Origin of the sequence: Bibersteinia trehalosi (genome assembly GCF_004346205.1) — a bacterium.
Lineage (GTDB): Bacteria > Pseudomonadota > Gammaproteobacteria > Enterobacterales > Pasteurellaceae > Bibersteinia > Bibersteinia trehalosi.
The window spans coordinates 63,915-84,931 of the sequence record NZ_SMAM01000004.1 but is presented as its reverse complement, the minus strand read 5'-3'; the positions used below and the strand labels follow the sequence as shown (position 1 = coordinate 84,931).

At 41.7% G+C, this 21,017-nt stretch carries 20 protein-coding genes; 6 read left to right on the top strand and 14 right to left on the bottom strand.

Features of this window, described 5'->3' with window-relative positions; translation table 11 throughout:
• Nucleotides 1-214: 214 nt before the first annotated feature.
• From EDC51_RS05135 to EDC51_RS10955, 3 genes are all read left to right on the top strand, one after another.
• The gene (locus EDC51_RS05135) at nucleotides 215-1,348 is read left to right on the top strand and encodes a Gfo/Idh/MocA family protein (RefSeq protein ID WP_131928360.1); all 1,134 of its coding nucleotides are present in this window, start codon (nucleotides 215-217) and stop codon (nucleotides 1,346-1,348) included.
• A 68-nt stretch (nucleotides 1,349-1,416) separates the two neighbouring features.
• Complete coding sequence (locus EDC51_RS05130; RefSeq protein WP_249038475.1) at nucleotides 1,417-1,704, top strand: hypothetical protein; 288 nt, start codon at nucleotides 1,417-1,419, stop codon at nucleotides 1,702-1,704.
• Entirely contained in the window at nucleotides 1,692-2,096 is a 405-nt protein-coding gene (locus EDC51_RS10955; RefSeq protein ID WP_249038474.1) for a hypothetical protein, read from the top strand. The genes EDC51_RS05130 and EDC51_RS10955 overlap by 13 nt, the downstream gene beginning before the upstream one ends.
• 62 nt (nucleotides 2,097-2,158) lie before the next feature.
• Here the strand turns inward: EDC51_RS10955 and iolG are convergent, their stop codons facing one another.
• The 3 genes from iolG to iolD form a co-directional block, all read right to left on the bottom strand.
• Complete coding sequence (iolG, locus tag EDC51_RS05125; RefSeq protein ID WP_006250055.1) at nucleotides 2,159-3,169, bottom strand: inositol 2-dehydrogenase; 1,011 nt, start codon at nucleotides 3,167-3,169, stop codon at nucleotides 2,159-2,161.
• Between the two features lies 1 nt (nucleotide 3,170).
• Entirely contained in the window at nucleotides 3,171-4,067 is an 897-nt protein-coding gene (gene iolE / locus EDC51_RS05120; RefSeq protein ID WP_006251495.1) for a myo-inosose-2 dehydratase, read from the bottom strand.
• Between the two features lie 331 nt (nucleotides 4,068-4,398).
• The gene (gene iolD, locus EDC51_RS05115; RefSeq protein ID WP_131928359.1) at nucleotides 4,399-6,333 is read right to left on the bottom strand and encodes a 3D-(3,5/4)-trihydroxycyclohexane-1,2-dione acylhydrolase (decyclizing); all 1,935 of its coding nucleotides are present in this window, start codon (nucleotides 6,331-6,333) and stop codon (nucleotides 4,399-4,401) included.
• 256 nt (nucleotides 6,334-6,589) lie between these two features.
• Here iolD and EDC51_RS05110 point away from each other — a divergent pair, with 256 nt between their 5' ends.
• The gene (locus tag EDC51_RS05110) at nucleotides 6,590-8,506 is read left to right on the top strand and encodes a bifunctional 5-dehydro-2-deoxygluconokinase/5-dehydro-2-deoxyphosphogluconate aldolase (protein WP_131928358.1); all 1,917 of its coding nucleotides are present in this window, start codon (nucleotides 6,590-6,592) and stop codon (nucleotides 8,504-8,506) included.
• 158 nt (nucleotides 8,507-8,664) lie between these two features.
• On the top strand, nucleotides 8,665-9,492 hold the full coding sequence (locus tag EDC51_RS05105; protein ID WP_025266650.1) for a MurR/RpiR family transcriptional regulator: 828 nt from the start codon (nucleotides 8,665-8,667) through the stop codon (nucleotides 9,490-9,492).
• 26 nt (nucleotides 9,493-9,518) lie between these two features.
• Here the strand turns inward: EDC51_RS05105 and EDC51_RS05100 are convergent, their stop codons facing one another.
• The 11 genes from EDC51_RS05100 to rsfS all read right to left on the bottom strand — a co-directional run bounded on the left by EDC51_RS05100 (nucleotide 9,519) and on the right by rsfS (nucleotide 19,447).
• Nucleotides 9,519-9,758: a PTS sugar transporter subunit IIB gene (locus EDC51_RS05100; protein WP_015433650.1), complete on the bottom strand. Its 240-nt coding sequence runs from the start codon at nucleotides 9,756-9,758 to the stop codon at nucleotides 9,519-9,521.
• A 36-nt stretch (nucleotides 9,759-9,794) separates the two neighbouring features.
• Nucleotides 9,795-11,174 (bottom strand): signal recognition particle protein, encoded by a 1,380-nt coding sequence (ffh, locus tag EDC51_RS05095; protein ID WP_131928357.1) that lies wholly within the window; start codon nucleotides 11,172-11,174, stop codon nucleotides 9,795-9,797.
• 116 nt (nucleotides 11,175-11,290) lie between these two features.
• On the bottom strand, nucleotides 11,291-12,253 hold the full coding sequence (gene lipA / locus EDC51_RS05090; RefSeq protein WP_025266648.1) for a lipoyl synthase: 963 nt from the start codon (nucleotides 12,251-12,253) through the stop codon (nucleotides 11,291-11,293).
• Between the two features lie 8 nt (nucleotides 12,254-12,261).
• Complete coding sequence (gene lipB, locus EDC51_RS05085) at nucleotides 12,262-12,918, bottom strand: lipoyl(octanoyl) transferase LipB (RefSeq protein ID WP_015433653.1); 657 nt, start codon at nucleotides 12,916-12,918, stop codon at nucleotides 12,262-12,264.
• Between the two features lie 62 nt (nucleotides 12,919-12,980).
• A complete protein-coding gene (gene ybeD, locus EDC51_RS05080) occupies nucleotides 12,981-13,283 on the bottom strand; it encodes a DUF493 family protein YbeD (RefSeq protein WP_025290084.1) in 303 nt (100 codons plus the stop codon).
• Between the two features lie 108 nt (nucleotides 13,284-13,391).
• Nucleotides 13,392-14,573 carry a serine hydrolase gene (locus tag EDC51_RS05075; protein ID WP_025266647.1) on the bottom strand — a complete coding sequence of 394 codons (1,182 nt, stop codon included), beginning with the start codon at nucleotides 14,571-14,573 and terminating at the stop codon, nucleotides 13,392-13,394.
• Nucleotides 14,574-14,591: 18 nt separating this feature from the next.
• On the bottom strand, nucleotides 14,592-15,557 hold the full coding sequence (locus tag EDC51_RS05070; protein WP_131928356.1) for a septal ring lytic transglycosylase RlpA family protein: 966 nt from the start codon (nucleotides 15,555-15,557) through the stop codon (nucleotides 14,592-14,594).
• Between the two features lie 28 nt (nucleotides 15,558-15,585).
• The gene (gene rodA, locus EDC51_RS05065) at nucleotides 15,586-16,713 is read right to left on the bottom strand and encodes a rod shape-determining protein RodA (protein ID WP_015433657.1); all 1,128 of its coding nucleotides are present in this window, start codon (nucleotides 16,711-16,713) and stop codon (nucleotides 15,586-15,588) included.
• The gene (mrdA, locus tag EDC51_RS05060) at nucleotides 16,706-18,649 is read right to left on the bottom strand and encodes a penicillin-binding protein 2 (protein WP_125134407.1); all 1,944 of its coding nucleotides are present in this window, start codon (nucleotides 18,647-18,649) and stop codon (nucleotides 16,706-16,708) included. The genes rodA and mrdA overlap by 8 nt, the downstream gene beginning before the upstream one ends.
• A 9-nt stretch (nucleotides 18,650-18,658) precedes the next feature.
• Complete coding sequence (gene rlmH / locus EDC51_RS05055; RefSeq protein WP_131928355.1) at nucleotides 18,659-19,126, bottom strand: 23S rRNA (pseudouridine(1915)-N(3))-methyltransferase RlmH; 468 nt, start codon at nucleotides 19,124-19,126, stop codon at nucleotides 18,659-18,661.
• Nucleotides 19,127-19,132: 6 nt separating this feature from the next.
• Nucleotides 19,133-19,447 carry a ribosome silencing factor gene (rsfS, locus tag EDC51_RS05050; RefSeq protein ID WP_025266645.1) on the bottom strand — a complete coding sequence of 105 codons (315 nt, stop codon included), beginning with the start codon at nucleotides 19,445-19,447 and terminating at the stop codon, nucleotides 19,133-19,135.
• 122 nt (nucleotides 19,448-19,569) lie between these two features.
• On the opposite strand from rsfS, the gene tldD reads away from it, so the two are divergent.
• Nucleotides 19,570-21,015: a metalloprotease TldD gene (tldD, locus tag EDC51_RS05045; protein ID WP_131928354.1), complete on the top strand. Its 1,446-nt coding sequence runs from the start codon at nucleotides 19,570-19,572 to the stop codon at nucleotides 21,013-21,015.
• Nucleotides 21,016-21,017 lie beyond the last annotated feature (2 nt).

The window sequence follows — 21,017 nt, the reverse complement described above, 5'->3', positions numbered from 1 at the left end:
TAAAAATTTTGCAAAACCAGACCGCTTGTTTATTACTCCCCTCTTTAGAAAAGAGGGGGTTGGGGAGATTTGACAGGAGAGATTAGCGTAGAAAATAATCCAAAAATTCAATGTATTATCCTCTTTCACTATCCGTCACTACTGCCAAATTTCTCTTACCCTCGAGCCGTTCAAAGAAAGGATATTACATATTCTTAAAGATTAAGGATACTTTATGAAAACCATCAAAATCGGCTTAGTTGGCACTGGCTATATCGGTCGTTGCCACGCCATTGCCTACGCTCAAGCCCCTACCCTCTTTCCACTTAAAGGAAAAATCCAACTGGAATACCTTGCCGAAATCAACCAAGCATTAGCCGATCAAAAAGCCCGAGAATTCGGCTTTCAGCGTGCCACAGACGATTGGCGAAAATTGGTTGCTGATCCGAATGTCGATGTGGTGGACATTTGCACGCCAAATTTTCTGCACAAAGAAATTGCCTTAGAAGCGATTAAACACGGCAAACACGTCTATTCAGAAAAACCGCTTGCACTCACCGCCCAAGATGCCAAAGAAATGGTGATTGCCGCTCAACAAGCAGGAGTTAAAACCTTGGTCGGTTTCAACTATATCAAAAATCCAACCACCCAACTGGCTCGCCAAATTATTCAAAATGGCGAAATCGGCGAGGTGGTGCATTTCTACGGCACGCATAACGAAGATTATCTCGCCAATCCTAATACCCCGATTGATTGGCACTGCTATAAAGCCAAAGCCGGACTTGGTACCTTGGGGGATTTAGCCGCACATATTGTCAGTATCGCACACTATTTGGTTGGTTCAGACATTGAGCGTGTTATCGGCGATATGCAAACAGTGATTGAAGAACGCCCTAGTCCGCAAAATCCGGCAGAAAAAATCAGAGTAGAAAACGAAGATCAGGCAAGTAGTCTTGTGCGATTTGCTAATGGGGTAATGGGCACGCTCGAAAGCTCCCGCATTGCCTGTGGGCGTAAAATGGGGCTGACCTATGTCGTAACCGGCACCAAAGGCACGCTCAGCTACACCCAAGAACGAATGGCAGAACTCAAACTCTACCTGCACGATGACGACAAATCCCGCCAAGGTTTCAAAACCATTTTAGTCGGCCCGGAGCACCCCGACTACGCTGCTTTTTGCGTGAGTGCCGGCCACGGCATCGGTTTTAACGACCAAAAAGCGGTGGAAATCCGTGATCTCATCAACGGCATCGTCGCCGATGACCCAATGTATCCCGATTTTGAAGAGGGCTATAAAATCTCCAAAGTATTGGAAGCGATAGCAAAATCGGCGGAGGAGAAAAGGTGGGTGGATGTGAGTGAGATTTAATAATTACATTAAAATCGAAACGTATCTCAAATTGATTGAGATACGTTTTTTACATTTAAGGAAAAATTATGAGTTCAATTAAAGAAATTTTTAGCACAAAAAACAGCCCTATCAATGTTCTTATGCAAACAGAATGGTTTTTAGGCTTCATATTGATGGTTGTTTATCTGGATGCTTACTTCCAACTTGTTCATCAAGTGCCTATCTATATTGCAATACAGCAAAGGGAAATATATCTCACAAATGCCATTGATTATATTGCAACAATTTCTTTCTTCTCAATCACATTTACGGCGTTGTTTACACTAATGCGTTTCTTGCATATTTTTTACTTTCAAATTTATTGGATAAAATAGGCTGCAAAACCTATGAATTACCTAAATCGGAGGAAGCTAAAGATTTTAAGAGAATCTCAGACTTAAAAATACAAGCTGCTAGAGAGAATAATAAAGAACTCAGATACTATTGTGAAAAAGCAGAAGAAAAAATTAGAATGAGAACATCAATATCTCGCCGTTTTTTAGGTATTATTTTTTTCACAATTATTCATATATACTTTGCAAAAGAGTGGGAAAATTATCCTCTTATGTTCAGATTTATTTTTGAATATCTAGAAACTCAACCAGAGGATTTTAGATCTTTTGTTCATTTTGTATTAATTCTTTTAATGATTCCTGTTTTTTATTTGCTTGAACAATCAATCAAAATTGAAAACGATTATATTTATTTCTCAAGTGATAATAAATAAAAAATCAAGCGGTCAGTTTTGCAAAATATTCTGCAAAACCGACCGCTTGTATTTATGATCAATTACGCCACTTCGCTCAACTTAACCGGTCGGTTTTCTTCCAGTGATTTTTTCGCAGCTAAGGCAATAAGTACCGGTTGTAAGCCGTCATTGCCGTTTACTAGCGTTGGTTTGTCGTTTACCACAGAATCTACGAAACAGCTGATTTCATCGGCGAAAGATTGCATATAACGTTCTAAGAAGAAGTATTTTGGTTTTTCCGCCACTACGCCGTTTTCACCTGAGAATACAGCAGTTGATCCAGTATCGTTAGTGATATGGATTGCCCCTTTCGAGCCGAACACCTCCGCACGTTGGTCGTAGCCGTAGGCAGCTTTGCGACTGTTGTCGATCACGCCGATTGCTCCGTTTTTCAGTTTCAATGTGATCACGGCAGTATCAATATCGCCCGCTTTGCCGATTTCAGGGTTTACTAACACGGTGCCGACTGCAAACACTTCTTCCACTTCGCTGCCTGATAAATAACGAATCATATCGAAGTCGTGAATGGTCATATCAAAGAACATTCCGCCGGAGACTTTCACATATTCGATTGGCGGGGCTTCCGGGTCACGGGAAGTGACTCGGATAACGTGCGGTTCGCCGATGTCGCCTGCCGCCACACGGTCTTTAATCGCCTTGAAGTTATGGTCGAAGCGGCGGTTAAAGCCTACTTGGAATTTCACACCGGCTTTTTCGACTGCACTCAATACTTCACGGATTTTAGCTGGGTCTGCATCTACCGGTTTTTCACAGAAAACGTGTTTGCCAGCCTGTGCTGCCTCAATCGAAATCGGAGCGTGAGTGTTGGTGGAGGAGCAGACCAATACCGCATCAATTTCCGGATCTTGCAGGATTTTTTTATAGTCATCATAAACTTCCGGAATGCCCATCGATTTTGCCCAAGCGGTCAATTCTTCGGTAATTTTTACATCAGAGATTGCTTTGATTTCAGCACCTTTGACATATTTGCTAATACTTTCAGAATGCACACGTCCAATACGACCTGCACCAATAATACCTACTTTTAACATATTAAACTCCTGCGGTTTCACGGATATATTTTCTGCCTTTGAGGGCGTATTCAAACGGGTTGGCAAGTGCCGGATCTTGTTCAGCTTCTACAACCATCCAGCCTTTGTAGTCGTGTTTTTCTAAAATATCGAAAATTGGACGGAAATCAATGACACCATCGCCCGGTACGGTAAAGGTGCCTTTTTTCACGCCTTCTAAGAAACTTAAATCTTTTGCTTTTACTTCCGCCACGACTTCATCACGCACATCTTTTAAGTGAACGTGGATAATACGGTCGATATATTTTTCCAGCACGCCGAGCATCGCTTTTTGACAGCCTTCGGAATAGTACAAATGCCCTGAATCAAACAACAGATAGACATCATCATTCACTTCCGCCATATAGCGATCGACCTCTTCGGGCGTTTGAATGCCGGTTCCCATATGGTGATGTAGGCAGACTTTCATTCCTTTTTCGGCGGCAAGTTTCGCTAATTCGTTATAGCCTTCCGCCATACGTTTCCAATCTTCATCGTTGAAAATCGGTTTTTCTTTGAACACAGATTTGGTTGTGCCTTGAATACTACGACTCTGTTCGGAACAGCCGATCACTTTTGCACCCATTGCGTGCAGGAAATCACGGTGTTTGATGAACTCGGCAATGGTCTCTTCCCGTTTACCGTCCACAAAGAAGGTGCTGAACCACGCATTGCAGATTTGAATGCCACGCACGTCCAGTTTGTGTTTTAACACGGCAACATCACGCGGATATTTATTACCCACTTCGCAGCCCGTGTAGCCGGCAAGAGCCATCTCACTCACACACTGCTCAAAAGTGTTTTCCGCACCCAGTTCCGGCAGGTCATCGTTCGTCCAACCAATTGGGGCAATACCTAATTGAATGTTTTCAGCTTTCATAGAGAAACCTCGTTTGATTTGTAGAGATAAATTTGGATACAAGCGGTTATTTTTACTCGCTACACTCGCACTTCGTGCCATCGGCATAGCCGATGTTCAAACGCAAGCGTTTGTGTAAAAAATTTTGCAAATTTGACCGCTTGATATTCCCCCCTGTTTGAGCTACGAGTGGCAGGGGGAGATTTGGCAGCAGTAATTGACGAAGTGAGAGAAAGAATAAAGTGTAAAATCATCATTCGAACCATTACTTTTTATCTTATTTTCTTCGTTTATTTCTTCTGCCAAATCTCCCCCAACCCCTCTTTGCTAAAGAGGGGAATTGTTTTTTTAACTAATACTTCCGAGCCTTAGCTAACTGCTCTTCGGAGCGTTGGCGGGCTTGTTGAATACGCTTGCTCTCTGACACTTCCGCTACACCAACGTGCCACCAGCAGCCGTAGCCGTGAGCCATCGTTTTCGGCAACACTTTAATATCGATTAAGGTAGAAACGGTCTGCTTTTTCGCATCGTCAAGGGCAGCACGCAATTCGGCTTCGTTGGTTACCTGATAGGTTTTACAGCCGTATGCTTCAGCGTTTTTGGCAAAATCAATCGGTACTAAACCACCGTTGAGTTGGTTAGTTTCGCCATTGCGGAAGCGGAATTCCGTACCGAAACTATCCATACCGTTGCCAATTTGTAGATTGTTGATACAGCCGTTTGCCATATTATCGAACAGTACCACATTGATTTTTTTGCCCTCTTGAATTGAGGTGACTAATTCGGTGTGTGCCATTAAGTAAGAGCCGTCACCGAGCAGGGCATAAACCTCTTGTTCAGGGCGGGCAATTTTCACGCCGACCGCCGCACTCACTTCATAGCCCATACAGGAGTAGCCATATTCAAGGTGGTAAGTCTCTTCACCTTTACTTAACCACGTGCGTTGTAAATCACCCGGCAAACTTCCAGCTGCGGCAACAATAATCGCATTGTTATCAATGGTTTCATTCACAATACCCAGCACTTGGGTTTGGGTGAGCTGGGAACCGGTGAGCTGAATAAATTCATTGTGAACCGCTTTATGATCAAGGTTATCGTTAATTTCAGGGGTGAAATCAGGGTGATATTGCACCGCACGCAGACGTTGAATTTCATCAGCAAAATCCGCTTTCGCCTGTGAAATTTCATTCCCCCATTGAGCTTGATAATCAGCAGGAATGGCTTGGCTTAACGCCTCTAATGCGGTTTTTGCATCGGCAACCAGTTGCACGCCGTCTAATTTATACGCATCAAAACGTGCAATATTAATGTTCAAAAACTGCACGTTCGGGTTTTGGAAAATCCATTTGGAAGAAGTCGTGAAGTCGGTGTAGCGTGTACCGATGCCAATCACTAAATCCGCTTCTTTTGCCAGACGGTTTGCCGCTAAACAACCGGTTTCTCCCACTCCGCCTACATTCAATGCGTGCTCGGACACCACCGCACTTTTACCCGCTTGGGTTTCAGCAAACGGAATGCCGAACTGTTTAGCAAATTTTTGCAGAATTTGACCCGCTTGCGAGTAGCGAACACCTCCGCCACAGACAATCAACGGTTTTTTCTTGGTTTGAATTAATTTTACCGCTTGCTCAATCATCGCATTTGTCGGCGGTGTACGCTCCAAGCGATGCACTCGTTTTTGCAGGAAACTGTTCGGGAAATCAAAACTCTCCGCTTGTACATCTTGTGGCAGAGCAATAGTGACAGCACCGGTTTCGGCAGGGTCAGTCAGCACACGAAACGCATTGATACAAGCACTCATTAACTGCTCAGGGCGTTGCACTCTATCCCAATATTTACTGACAGCACGGAATGCATCGTTAGTGCTGATGCTTAAATCGTAAGGCTGTTCGATTTGTTGCAGTACCGGATCCGGCTGGCGAGTCGCAAACACATCGCCCGGTAATAAAAGAAGAGGAATACGGTTCGCTGTTGCTGTTGCCGCAGCTGTAATCATATTTGCCGCCCCCGGTCCGACCGAGGAAGTACAGGCAATAATTTTTTGACGCAAATTTTGCTTAGCAAAGCCCGTTGCTAAATGCGCCATACCTTGCTCATTTCTACCTTGGTAGAGCGTTAAACCACCGGCATTTTGGGCAAGTGCCTGACCGATCCCCAGCACATTGCCGTGCCCGAAAATAGCAGCAACACCGTGAACGAATTTAATCTCTTTGCCGTCCACTTCTAAATATTGATTGTCCAAAAATTGCACTAACGCTTGTGCAACCGTTAAACGAGTAGTCTGCATAAAGCCTCCTATATAGTGCTGTTAATTTTTAAATCAAATCAACTAAAAGCATAAATGAAAAATTCATTTCATTTATTCTAGCAATAAAAAGTAAATAAAGATGTGATCTAGGTCGCATTTCTTCTAAGTCTTATAAAGCATTAAAATGAGATACATATCACATAAATCACAATTCAGAATAGAACATATTTGAAATAAATATTTCACTTTGTATAATGTACTGAGTTAATTTATTTCACCAAAGTAAGGAGCAGTTATGGCAACTGTAAATCATCAACATCGTCCTCTAGATCTCATCTGTTTAGGGCGAGTGGCGGTGGACTTTTACGGGCAACAAATCGGTTCCCGTTTAGAAGAAATGACCACATTTTCAAAATACCTCGGCGGATCATCAGGCAATGTGGCTTACGGTACGGCGGTGCAAGGTTTACGTTCTTCAATGCTGGCAAGGGTCGGTGATGAACATATGGGGCGTTTTCTGCGTGAGGAGCTACAAAGCGTGGGCGTGGACACCAGCCATTTAATTACGGATAAAGAACGTTTAACCGCACTGGTTATTCTTGGTATTAAAGATAAAGAGACTTTTCCGCTGATTTTCTATCGTGATAACTGTGCGGATATGGCAATCACTAAAGAAGATTTCAGCGAATCCTATATTGCTTCCAGCCGTTGCTTGGCAATTACCGGCACGCACTTGTCAAACCCCAAAACCCGTGAAGCGGTGCTGACCGCACTCGAATATGCGGGAAAAAATGAGGTAAAACGGGCGTTAGATATTGATTATCGCCCCGTATTATGGGGATTAACCTCACTCGGTGATGGCGAGACCCGTTATATCGACAGTGCCGAAGTCACCAAATCGCTACAAGAGGTGTTGCACCATTTTGATCTGATTGTCGGTACAGAGGAAGAATTTCATATCGCAGGCGGTTCGACCGATACACTCACGGCACTCAAAAATGTGCGTAAAGTCTCCAATGCCGTATTAGTGTGTAAACGTGGTGCATTAGGCTGTTCGGTGTTTGAAGGCGAGCTGCCGAACGATTTAGACGGCGGTTTAAATGTGTATGGTGTGCGGGTTGAAGTGCTGAATGTGCTGGGTGCAGGCGATGCGTTTATGTCGGGCTTACTGCGTGGCTACTTAAATAACGAAGGTTGGGAACAAGCGTGCCGCTATGCCAATGCGTGTGGAGCGTTAGTAGTGTCTCGTCACGGCTGTTCGCCGGCAATGCCGACCAAACGTGAACTTGACGATTATTTAACCCGTGCAGAGAGTGTACCACGTCCGGATTTAGATGAGCGTTTAAACCACTTACACCGTGTCACCACCCGCAAAAAACAGTGGGAAAATCTCTGTATTTTCGCCTTCGATCACCGCAAACAGTTGGTGGATATGGCAAATAAAGTCGGTGCAGATCTTGCTCGCATACCGAAACTAAAACAGCTGCTATTAAAAGCGATGGAACAAACCGCAACTCAATCCGGCTTACCACAAAATCAAGCAGGGATCTTAGCTGATACTACTTTCGGGCAAGATGCACTTAATGAGATTACCGGCAAAGATTACTGGATTGCCCGCCCGATTGAAGAGCCATCTTCCCGTCCGCTGGAATTAGAGTATGGCGATTTAGGTTCTCAACTGGCATCATTCCCCCGCGATCACGTCATCAAATGCTTGGCGTTTTACCACCCGAACGATGAAAGCGGTTTAAAAGCCCGCCAAGATCGCAAACTAAAAGAAGTGTATCAAGCCTGTTGCCGTACCGGTCACGAGCTATTGTTGGAAATTATTCTGCCTGCTGATATGCCGCAGGACGAAGCATTCTATAACCAAGCGATAGCACATTTCTATCAGCTTGGCATTAAGCCGGAATGGTGGAAATTGCCGGGTGTTTCTCACGCACAATGGCAAGCGATTTCCGCTACCATTGAGGCAAATGATCCGGACTGTCGTGGTATTTTAATTTTAGGTTTAGATGCCCCGTTAGAGGTGTTTAAAGCCACCTTTGAACAGGCAAAAGGCTGTGAGAAAGTGAAAGGCTTTGCAGTCGGTCGCACCATTTTCGGTGAACCGTCCGAAAAATGGCTTGCCGGTGAATTGGACGACAACGCCTTAATTTCAGCGGTGTCGGAAAAATATCGCACGTTAATTGAGCTCTGGCAGCAGCGTTAATCATCTAACCCCTTGTAAGTACAAGGGGTTTTTATTTTGCAAAAAATTTACAAAATCCGACCGCTTGTCTTGGGTAGGTTGATTCGTCAAATTAAATTATCAACATACCACACAAAAAGAGGCGTATAATGCTTTCAAAATTTAGCAAAAAATTAACTATGAACACCTCAACTCAATTAGCCAATTTCCAAGAAGAAATCCGTAAACAATATGATGGACTCAGCAAACGTTTAAAACAAGTTGCTCAATATGTTTTGGATAATAGTAATAGTGTTGTCTTTGATACTGTATCAACCATTGCCGAAAAAGCTAATGTTCCTCCATCAACACTCATACGCTTTGCAAACGCATTCGGTTTCAGCGGTTTTAATGAAATCAAACAGCTATTTCGTCAGGATATGATGCAAAGCACCTCACGTTATACAGAGCGGGTTCAGCTTTTTCGTCAAATTGAGCCAGATATAGATGAACAAAATAATACCTTAGATAATATTTTGAGAATTTTCATCCAAGGTAACACGCAAGCTCTCCAACAGCTTGCTAATCAAGTAACAGAAGAAAAATTAGAACTAACGAGTAAACTCTTACATGAATCTAACCGAATTTTCATTGTCGGTTTAAAGCGTTCATTTAGTATTGCCTGTTATTTAAACTACGCATTACACCATCTAGATTATGACGTGTTTTTAATTGATGGCACAGGGGGTATGTTTGAAGAGCAACTTAGCCGTATTCGAGAAGGAGATGTCGTTATCGCCATTAGTTTTTCTCCCTATGCGAATGAAACAATAAACGTGATTCAAGCTACTGCAAGATCTGGTGTTAAACATATCGCAATTACAGATAGCCAACTTAGCCCATTACTTTCATTTAGCGATGTTTCATTTATCATCAAAGAAGCACAGGTAAGCGGCTTTAGATCTCAATGTGCAACAATGACTTTAGCCCAAACAATAGCAGTATCATTGGCTTTGAAAAAAGCATAAAAAATAGACCCTTTCGGGTCTATTTTTTATTGGGTAAGAATTAAGTTAATTGCATCTCGGTATTTTGCTGATTCTACGCCGAAAATAATCTGAAAAGTATCCCCTACTTTTACCACATCAACCGCCCCTAATTTTTTCAAGGTCGATTTATTTAAAGCATGGTTATCATTCAATTTTACGCGCAGACGAGTTAAACATGCATCTACCTGTTTAATGTTGTTTACGCCACCAAGTGCATAAATAATTTCTTGTACATTTACAGACATTGTCTACTCCTATTCATTATATAATAATTCTACTCATTAACGCCCAAACATGTTACCTAAACCACCTAATCCGCCGCCCATTAAGCCTTTCATGCCACGCATCATTTTTGCCATACCACCTTTACGCATTTTTTTCATCATACGCTGCATATCATCAAACTGTTTAAGGAGTTTATTGACATCTTGCACCTGTGTGCCAGAACCAAGTGCAATACGGCGACGGCGTGAGCCTTTGATAATGTCAGGGTTAGCACGTTCTTTTAGGGTCATGGAATTGATGATCGCTTCCATTTTAATGAACATTTTGTCATCTACTTGATTTTTCACGTGATCAGGCAGATTTTTCGCACCGGGGAGTTTTTCCAGCATAGACATCATTCCGCCCATTTTTTTCATTTCAACAAGCTGTTCACGGAAATCATCAAGAGTAAAGTTGTCGCCTTTTTTGAATTTTGCAGCCATCTTTTCGGCTTTTTCTTGATCAACATTGCGTTGCAAATCTTCAATCAGCGACATGACATCGCCCATTCCCAAAATACGGGAAGCAACACGCTCTGGGTGGAATGGCTCTAATGCGTCCGTTTTCTCCCCCACGCCTAAGAATTTGATCGGTTTGCCAGTGATTTGACGAATAGAAAGTGCCGCACCACCACGTGCATCACCGTCCACTTTGGTTAAGATAACCCCCGTCAGCGGTAATGCTTCATTGAATGCTTTTGCCGTGTTTGCCGCATCTTGACCGGTCATCGCATCTACGGTAAAGAGGGTTTCAATCGGGTTTAAAACAGCGTGAATTTGTTGGATTTCGTCCATCATTTCACCGTCCACGTGCAAGCGACCTGCGGTATCCACAATCAACACATCAAAGAAATTGAGTTTAGCGTGTTTTAGGGCAAGCTCTGCAATCTCCACAGGTTTCTGAGTGGTTTCTGTTGGGAAGAAATCTACTTTAAGTTGATCAGCAAGGGTTTGAAGCTGTTTAATCGCCGCAGGGCGGTAAACGTCAGCAGACACCACCAACACCTTTTTCTTATGGCGTTCTTTTAAGAACTTTGCCAATTTCCCGACAGAGGTTGTTTTACCCGCCCCTTGTAAACCTGCCATTAAAATGACTGCTGGTGGTTGGCTGGCAAGATTGAGTTCTTCATTGGATTCCCCCATTGCGGTTTCCAACTCTTTTTGCACGATTTTTAAGAACTCTTGCCCAGGGGTTAGGCTTTTATTCACCTCTTCGCCAATTGCTCGCTCTTTGACTTTATTGATAAATTCACGCACCACAGGTAAAGCAACATCGGCTTCCAGTAAAGCCATACGCACTTCACGCAGGGTATCTTTGATATTGTCTTCGGTTAAACGTCCCTTGCCTGTAATGTTACGCAAGGTTTTGGAAAGTCTATCGGAAAGGTTTTCAAACATTGTTTTATCTCAATTTTGCAAAATTTTCTAGAAATTTAACCGCTTGTTTACGGTAAATAATGGCTATTATACAGAAAACTAAAAGAAAGAGCCGCCTATCTTGGCAGCTCTTTGAATTATTTCACTAATTCGCCTTTTGCTTGTAAATCGGCGTGGTAAGAAGAACGGACAAATGGCCCACAAGCAGCGTGTTCAAATCCCATGGCCTGAGCTTCCTCGCGGAACATATCAAACTCACTTGGATGCACATAACGTTCCACTTTTAAGTGGTGGCGACTTGGCTGTAAATACTGGCCAAGTGTAAGCATAGTCACACCATTTGCACGCAGGTCACGCATTACTTGTAAAATTTCTTCGTTAGTTTCACCCAAACCAACCATAATCCCAGATTTAGTCGGAATATCTGGGAACTCCTCTTTGAAGGTTTTCAGTAATTTGAGCGACCATTCGTAATCTGCTCCAGGGCGAATTTCGCGGTAGAGACGAGGCACGTTTTCCATGTTATGGTTAAATACATCTGGAGGATTTTGTTTAAGAATTGCTACCGCCTGCTCAATACGTCCACGGAAATCTGGCACTAAAATCTCAATTTTAATTCCTGGATTAAGCGCGCGGATCTCTTTGACACATTCAGCAAAGTGCGCTGCACCACGATCAGGTAAATCATCACGATCCACAGATGTTATCACTACATATTTGAGTTTCATATCTTGGATTGTTTCCGCCAATTTTTTGGGCTCATCTTTATCAAGCGGAAGCGGCTTACCGTGCGCCACATCACAGAATGGACAACGACGAGTACAAATTGCCCCCATAATCATGAAGGTTGCTGTCCCATGATTGAAACATTCATGTAAGTTTGGGCAACTTGCTTCTTCACACACCGAATGTAAACCATGACGACGCATACCATTTTTGATGGAATCTATTTTTGCTGAGTTGGCTGGCAACTTAATTTTCATCCATTCTGGTTTTTTGAGTAATTCTTGATCTGGGTCGATGGTTCTAGTTGGAATAATGGACGTTTTTGCGGCATCACGATACTTTACACCGCGCTCCATTTTAAAAGGTGTTGTCATTATTTTTCCTATTGTTCACAAATTTGATCGGCATTATATCCGACAATTTCAGTAAAGTATTTGACTAATTGTGGTGAAACTAAAGCACACTGTGCTTGCTCCTCGCCAATAAAATCTTTGAGCTGACACATTTCTAACCCCGCATAACCGCATGGATTAATATAGAAAAAAGGTGTTAAATCCATATTAATATTCAGCGCCAAACCATGAAATGAGCAACCTTTACGAATACGTAATCCAAGTGAGCAGATTTTTTTGCCATCCACATAAACCCCTGGCGCATCTGGCTTAGCATAACTATCAATACCATAATCAGCTAACGTTTTTACCACACTTAGTTCTAATGCCGTAACAAGTTCTCGTACGCTGATCTCTTTGCCAGCAGCTTTTAGGCGTTTGATATCCAGTAAGACATACATAATCTGCTGCCCTTCACCGTGGTAGGTAATTTGCCCTCCTCGATCCGATTGTACAACTGGAATATTGTGCGGATTAAGCAGATGTTCTGGCTTGCCAGCTGAACCTTGCGTAAACACTGACGGATGTTGTACTAGCCAAATTTCATCGGCGCTATTCTCATCCCGAGTGTCAGTAAAGGTTTGCATTTTGTGCCAAATATCTTCATAAGGCTGAATGCCGAGATTTTTGATAATAAGTTTAGGCATAGACTTTCTCATTTATCTTTTCGAAGGGCGAGTCCCTACATTCATTTTGTAAAAATGAAAAACTATAACACCATTCTCACCCCTTGAATTTTCGCTAATTCCACATAGAGCGTCTCAATCTGATCAATATGCTCAGCGAAAATATCAATAGATACAGAATGGTATGTTCCTTTACTACTTACCGCATGGCGTGGGTTGTAATCACCTTTTGCATACTGTTGTACTACCATAACTACATCATCAATTAAATCATGACGAGCGGCGCCAACAACTTTAAAAGTAAAATCACACGGAAATTCTAAAAGATCTTTAAGTTTTTTATCTTGGCTTAAATCTGCAAGATTTACGGTTCTTTGAGTGGTCATTACTATTCCTTTCAAATGCAAGCGGTAAGATTTTGCAAAAAAGTTGCGAAATCCTACCGCTTAAAAATCAATCCCCCAAAGATGGGGATAGTTCGTTTAAATTACAAGTTAATCAAATAAGCTTTTAATTGTTAGCATTAGCCAGTCCCAGCCTTTGCCAATAAAGCCTGCCTCTTGTACATCCTGCATTACTTGTAAATCAATGCTCGCAATGTCTTTATCATTGAGTTGATAAATCACTTTACCAACTACTTGTCCTTTGCTCAGTGGTGCTTCTAGATTTTTACTATCAAGGGTGTAACGCGCCTTCAGCTCGCCTGATTTACCCTTTGGCACAGTGATAAAACTATCTTGTAATACGCCAACTTGTACTTTATTTAAGTCACCGTAGTACACACTTTTTTCAATCACACTTTGTCCAGCAGAGAGTGGTTTCAACGTTTCAAAGTTCGCAAAGCCCCATTGCAATAATTTTTTACTTTCAACTTCACGCCCTTTGTATGTTGGTACACCCATTACCACGGAAATTAAGCGAGTATTGGTATTATATGCAGAGGCAACAAGGTTATAACCCGCTTTATTTGTATGTCCGGTTTTTAAACCATCTACATTCATTGATTTATCCCACAATAAACCATTACGATTTGGTTGTGGTTTTTTAATGTTATATTGGAACTCCTTTTCTGCGTAGAGTTTATACTCTTCTGGCTGATCGCGGATAATGTGTGAACCAATAATTGCCATATCACGCGCAGATGAATATTGATTAGGATCATCTAATCCATGTACTGTTGTAAAATGCGTATTTTTCAATCCAAACTGTTGTACATATTTATTCATTGTTTCAATGAAGTTTTGCTGCGTGCCAGAAACATGTTCTGCAAGAGCGATTGAAGCATCGTTTCCTGAAACAATGACTAATCCCTTTTTCAGATCTTCAACTGAGACTTGAGTATTGATTTCTAAGAACATCAGTGAAGAACCTTTTAGGTTTTTATTACCAGCCCATGCATCTTCAGAAACGACGACTACATCACTATTTTTGATTTTTCCTTGTTTTAGTGCATCCCCGACTACATAGCCAGTCATCATTTTGGTCAGGCTAGCTGGGTATTGGCGTTGATCCGGATTAAGAGCCGCCAGCACTGCACCGGAGTTATAATCCATAAGGATATAGGTCTGGGCATTCAGCTGAGGAGCCGTAATACCGTAATCAAAATCTTGCGCGTAGCTTATATTTGATACAGCTAAAGCACATAAACTAAGAGATTTTAAGATCTGTTTTTTCAACTTCATTTTATTGTTCCGTTATTTTGATGAATAGTGAATAGATTGATAGTGAGCCAATTTTTTAACCTGCTTTTGCACTTTATCGCATTCAACTTTATTAGCCACTTTAATTAAGACACGATAGTTACTACCAGACGGCTCTACCACTGCTTTTTGTTTAACTTGCAGAGCTATTTTTTTTGCCTCTTTAAGCGTTTTAGTTGTCACAATAACTTTGCTTCCTGATAATTTTTCTACCGGAGCAGAATGGTTTTTCCCTTTTTTTAAGTTACTGTCTGCTTTTTTACTCTTTACGCCTTCATCCGCTTTAAAAGCAAGTGTTGAACTCCCCTCTTTTAGTTTCAGAGGTAGCCCTTCTTTTTTAGCTAAACGATACAGTGACTCTGCGCCTTTACCAGAAATATAGCCTCGACTATCAACATGTAACGCTTCAACTCTTACTTGCGCCACACCAGAATGAATCATTCCTATTTCTCGAGCAGCACCTTTAGATAAATCGATAATTCGAGCTTTACTAAAAGGCCCTCTATCATTAATTTTTACGATAACTTTTTTGTTATTGCGTAGATTTGTCACTAAAGCGTAGGAACCTAATGCTAGTGTCTTATGTGCTGCGGTGTAAAGGTTTTCATTAAAAATCTCGCCATTTGCGGTTTTACGCCCATTAAACATACCGCCATAATAGCTGGCTATCCCTGTCTGACTATAATTACGAGAAGCTTCTTTGCTAATGGTTTTGTGAGTTTTGCCTTTTTCACGGTACGAATAAGTCGTACTACTCACTTTGGTTGGTTGTAATTTGTGCCCTTTCACGCCATAGTGAGTTTTACTGTGATTCGTACTCGTTTTAGTGGTACTTTTCTTTGTCGTTTTTGCAGCTGCAGGCTTGGATGCCGTCTGTTTTTTTACTATCGCCATGCTATTTACCGAGCTTAATGCAAAAATACTGGCAAATAACAGTACGACAAGTCTATTCAATTTCATGCTTAATCTCCTTTTTCAGGACAGAAATTTATTTTCTGTTATAAGGATTATTACGATCTTTTCGCTCACGATATACATAAGACGACATCACTAATCCGAATGCAGCCATGAGCGTAACATATGATGTTCCACCATAGCTGAATAACGGTAACGGCACTCCTACCACGGGTAAAATACCACTTACCATACCAATGTTCACAAAAACGTAAACGAAAAATAGCAATGCAGTACCACCAGACAAAATACGTCCAAAAGCATTACTCGCCTTTGCGCCCACAATTAAAGTGCGAGCAATAATAAAAAGGTATATTGCAAGTAAAATTAACACGCCAATCATGCCATGCTCTTCGCTCAATACCGCAAAAATAAAATCTGTATGAGGTTCTGGTAAAAATTCCAGCTGCGATTGCGTGCCTTCCATCCATCCTTTACCGTCAATACCGCCAGAACCAATCGCAATCTTAGATTGGATAATATGATAACCTGCACCAAGCGGATCTTTCTCTGGGTCAAGCAGTGTCATTACGCGAGTTTTCTGATAATCTTTCATTAGATAAAGCCACATAATAGGAATAAAGCCCGCAAGAAAAATTATCCCAGCGCTAATTAATTTCCAGCTTAACCCAGCTAAAAACAGCACAAAAATACCAGAGGCACAAACTAGAATAGAAGTGCCTAAATCAGGCTGAATAACGACTAATAGAGTAGGTACAATAATGATAACTAAAGTAATAAATGTATCTCGAAAATCTGGTGGTAAAGGGCGATTTCCAAGATAAGTAGCGACCATCAATGGTACTGCAAGTTTAGCAATTTCTGAGGGTTGAAAACGCACAAAACCAAGATTTAACCAACGTTGAGCACCTTTACTGGTTTCCCCCATCACATCCACTAATATTAGTAACACAATACAGCCTAAATAAAGATATGGTGCAACTCGCTGATAAAAACGAGGTGGAATGTAAGCCATCACCAACATAACACTCATACCTAGAGCAACTTGAACGACCTTATTAGTAAACATCCGCTCGCTACCACCGCTGGCACTATATAATACCAGCATGCCATAGGCGCTAATAATCAATAGTCCAGTTAATAAGACAAAATCAATCGCAAATAGCCGCTCAAAACGAGTCCAAAAAGATTTTTTACTCACTATCACTCTCCGTTGCAAGCGGTTGATTTTCGCTATTATTTTGCAAATTTGGTTGGTCGTTTAAATGTCTTAAGGTGTAATCCATTACTTTTCTTGCCATCGGGGCTGCGGTGCTCCCGCCCCCACCAGCATTTTCTAAAATAACTGAGATAACCATTTTAGGGTTCTCATAAGGGGCATAACCAATAAACCAGCCGTGGTCATGTAGCTTTTTCGCAATCGTATTTTTGTTGTAATCTTTCCCTTTTAAACTGAAAACCTGTGCTGTACCTGTTTTGCCTGCAGATTTGTAAAATGCACCAGCAAAAGCTTTTCTCCCTGTACCATTACTTGCATGATTTACGTTATACATACCCAATTTTGAAATCTGCCAAAAACGTTGGGGGACACCTTGAATATCATCGTACAGTTTTGGATCTTGGTAAGGCATTATCTCTCCCGACAACACCTCTTTCATTAAATGTGGCGTATTTACCTTACCATCGTTAATTAATACTGCCGTTGCTTTTGCCAACTGTAATGGTGTAGCAATCCAGAATCCTTGCCCAATCCCTGTATTAACAGTATCACCTTGTAACCACGGTTTTTTATGACGTTTTTGTTTCCATTCACGGCTAGGCATGATTCCAACAGATTCTTCATGCAAATCAATACCAGTTGGCATGCCAAAACCAAACATCTTCATCCACGCCGACATTTTATCAATGCCCATATCGTAGGCGAGCTGATAAAAATAAGTATCTGCCGATTCGACAATCGCCTTATTCACATTGGTATGCCCATGTCCACTTTTTTTCCAATCGCGGAAACGCTGGGTTGTCCCTGGTACAATCCAATAACCAGGATCAAATACACTAGACGTTGGTGTAATTTTACCTTCGGTTAGCCCTGCTACAGCCATAAAGGGTTTAATCGTAGAAGCTGGCGGATAAGTTCCTTGCGTTGCTCGGCTCAACAATGGGCGATCTTCATCTTCAAGTAAGAGTTTATAATCTTTGCCAGAAATTCCCCCTACAAATAAATTGTTATCGTAGGTAGGGTTGGTTACCATTGCGAGAATACTGCTATCATTAGGATCCAATACCACAATGGCCCCTTTCTGTCTGCCGAGCAAATTTGTAATATAGCGTTGCAGTTCTATATCAATCGTCAATTTGACACTACTACCATCCACCGCAGGTTGATCGCGCAATTTACGAATAACCTTGCCTCGGTTATTAATTTCTACTTCTTCAAAGCCCGTGATACCATGCAGTTGTTCTTCATAATATTTTTCAATACCTAGCTTTCCAATATCGTGCGAACCTGCATAATTACCAAATTTACCCTCTTCAATTAATCGCTTTTTATCCTTGTCATTAATCTTTGCGACATAGCCGATAATGTGCGTCATCATCTCGCCATAAGGGTAATTTCGCTTAAAATAAGGATGAACATCCATACTTGGAAAACGATGCTGATTTACCGAAAAACGTGCAATTTGTTCCTCATTTAAATCAGGTTTAAGCAAAATTGGCGTATAGCGAGAGGCTCTTTTCTTCTCTTTATAAAAATGTTCAATATCCTCATCGCTCAATCCAATCAAAGCCTTGAGCTCATCTAGAGTTTGCTCTAAGTTATCCACTTTTTCGGGAATAATATAGAGCCCGAAATAGGTGATATTTTCCGCTAAAACCTTACCATTACGATCATAAATTAAGCCTCGAGTAGGTGGTACGGGCAATAATTTAATACGGTTTCCGTTTGAACGAGTTTCATAGGATTCATAATTGACCACCTGTAAGTTATACAGGTTAGTTAGCAAAATCCCAGTTAATCCAAGCACCCCTAAAAAAGCGACCAACGCACGACGGATAAACAGGTTTTTCTCTGCTTGGCCGTTGCGAACTTTTTCATATTTTTTCGGTTTAACCCATTTGGAGAGCAAACTAAACATATAGAAGCACTATTCCCGATGATAAGGATGATTCGCGGTCAAAGACCAAGCACGATAAAGGCTTTCAGCCACAACAACACGAACCAAAGGATGCGGTAACGTTAAAGGTGATAATGACCAACTCTGCTCCGCAGCAGCTTTACATACTGGCGATAGACCTTCTGGCCCCCCAATAAGTAAACTGACATCACGTCCATCATTTTTCCAAGCCTCAAGTTGTTTAGCAAGTTGCTCAGTAGTCCAAGGCTTCCCTGGAATATCCAATGTGACTATTTTACCTTTCCCTGCCGCGGTCAACATTGCTTTGCCTTCTTGTTCTAAAATACGTTTAATATCCGCATTTTTTCCCCGCTTACCCGCAGGGATTTCAATAAGTTCAAATGGCATATCTTTAGGAAAACGGCGTTGGTACTCCTCAAAGCCTTTTTGAACCCAATCAGGCATTTTGGTTCCAACTGCTATGAGTTGAATTTTCATCGAAAATTACACCCAAAGTTTCTCAAGTTGATACATTTCACGGCTATCTTGTTGCAAGATATGTACAATTGCTTGCCCAAAATCAACCACAATCCAATCTGCTACAGATTTACCTTCTTCAGCAAAAACTTCAATACCTGCTTTTTTGCTCTCATCCATCAAATTTTGTGCGGTTGAAGCTGCATGGCGACTTGAGGTTGCAGTACAAACAATCATGGTATCAGTAATGCTTGATTTACCTTTTACATCAATAGCTTGAATATCTTGCGCTTTTAATCCATCTAAGGTTTCGGTTAAAAAAGTAACTAAATTTTGACTCATTTTTGCTTTAAAAATCTATAAAAGGGGCGAATTATAGCACAATTTTGCTTAGCTGATGGACTTTGCCGTAAAAACAAAAATTCGTTAAAATTCGATTTTATTTTATTCAGACCATTTAAATCATGTTAAACCAAGTTTCCCAAAGCTTGCTTGCCCCAAGTGGCTTGCAGCTTTCTGATTTAGCCAATGTACTAAACCATTTTTCCTCTCGTCAAATTGACTATGCCGATCTCTATTTCCAATTCAGCCAAGATGAGAGCTGGTCGCTAGAAGATAGCATTATTAAAGAGGGCGGATTTCATATTGATCGTGGCGTTGGTGTGCGTGCTGTTTCAGGCGAAAAAACAGGATTTGCCTATGCAGATCAAATCTCTCTTGCTCAATTGGAACAGTGTGCAATAGCCGCTCGCAGTATCACCCAAGAGAGTGGTTCATTAATTATCCAGCCGTTTAAGCAGAGCCAAGCCATTGCTCGTTATCCGGCAATTAATCCGCTTGATACGTTAAGCCGTGAACAAAAAGTGGAATTACTCCATTTGGTGGATAAAGTAGCGAGAAGCGAAGATCCTCGTGTAATTCAAGTAAACGCAGGACTATCTGCCGTGTATGAAGAGATGCTGATTTCAGCAACCGATGGTACTTTAGCAACGGATATTCGCCCAGTGGTGCGCCTTTCTATTTCCGTTTTGGTTGAACAAAATGGTAAACGTGAGCGTGGTAGCTGTGGTGCAGGCGGACGAGTGAGTCTTGAATGGTTTTTTGAGTCTCATTCATCTGGTGAGCAACGTGTGGTTTGGATGGCAAAAGAAGCAGTTCGCCAAGCGATTGTAAATTTAGGTGCAGTGGCAGCACCTGCAGGTTCTATGCCGATTGTACTTGGTGCCGGCTGGCCAGGTATTTTATTGCACGAAGCTGTTGGACATGGTTTAGAAGGCGATTTTAACCGTAAAGAAAGTTCACTTTTTACTGGACGAATTGGTGAACAAGTTACTTCAGAACTTTGCACTATTGTTGATGACGGAACAGTAGCAAATATGCGAGGCTCAATCACAGTAGATGATGAAGGTGTGCCAAGCCAGCGTAATGTATTGATCGAAAATGGTATTTTAAAAGGCTATATGCAAGATAAACTTAATGCCCGCTTAATGGGTGTTACGCCAACAGGTAATGGCAGACGAGAGTCCTACGCTCATTTGCCAATGCCTAGAATGACCAACACTTATATGACCGCCGGCAATCATGAATTTGATGAAATGATTGAAAGTGTCGATTTTGGTATTTACGCGCCGCATTTTAGTGGCGGGCAGGTAGATATTACCTCAGGTAAATTCGTGTTCTCAACCGCCGAAGCATACTTGATTGAAAAAGGCAAAGTAACTAAACCAGTTACAGGGGCAACCTTAATCGGTTCAGGTATTGAGGCAATGCAGCAGGTATCAATGGTCGGCAAAAAAATGGAACTGGATTTAGGAATTGGCACTTGTGGTAAAGAGGGACAATCTGTACCAGTAGGTGTTGGACAACCTTGTGTGAAGCTAGATAAGATTACAGTTGGTGGTAGAGGCTAACA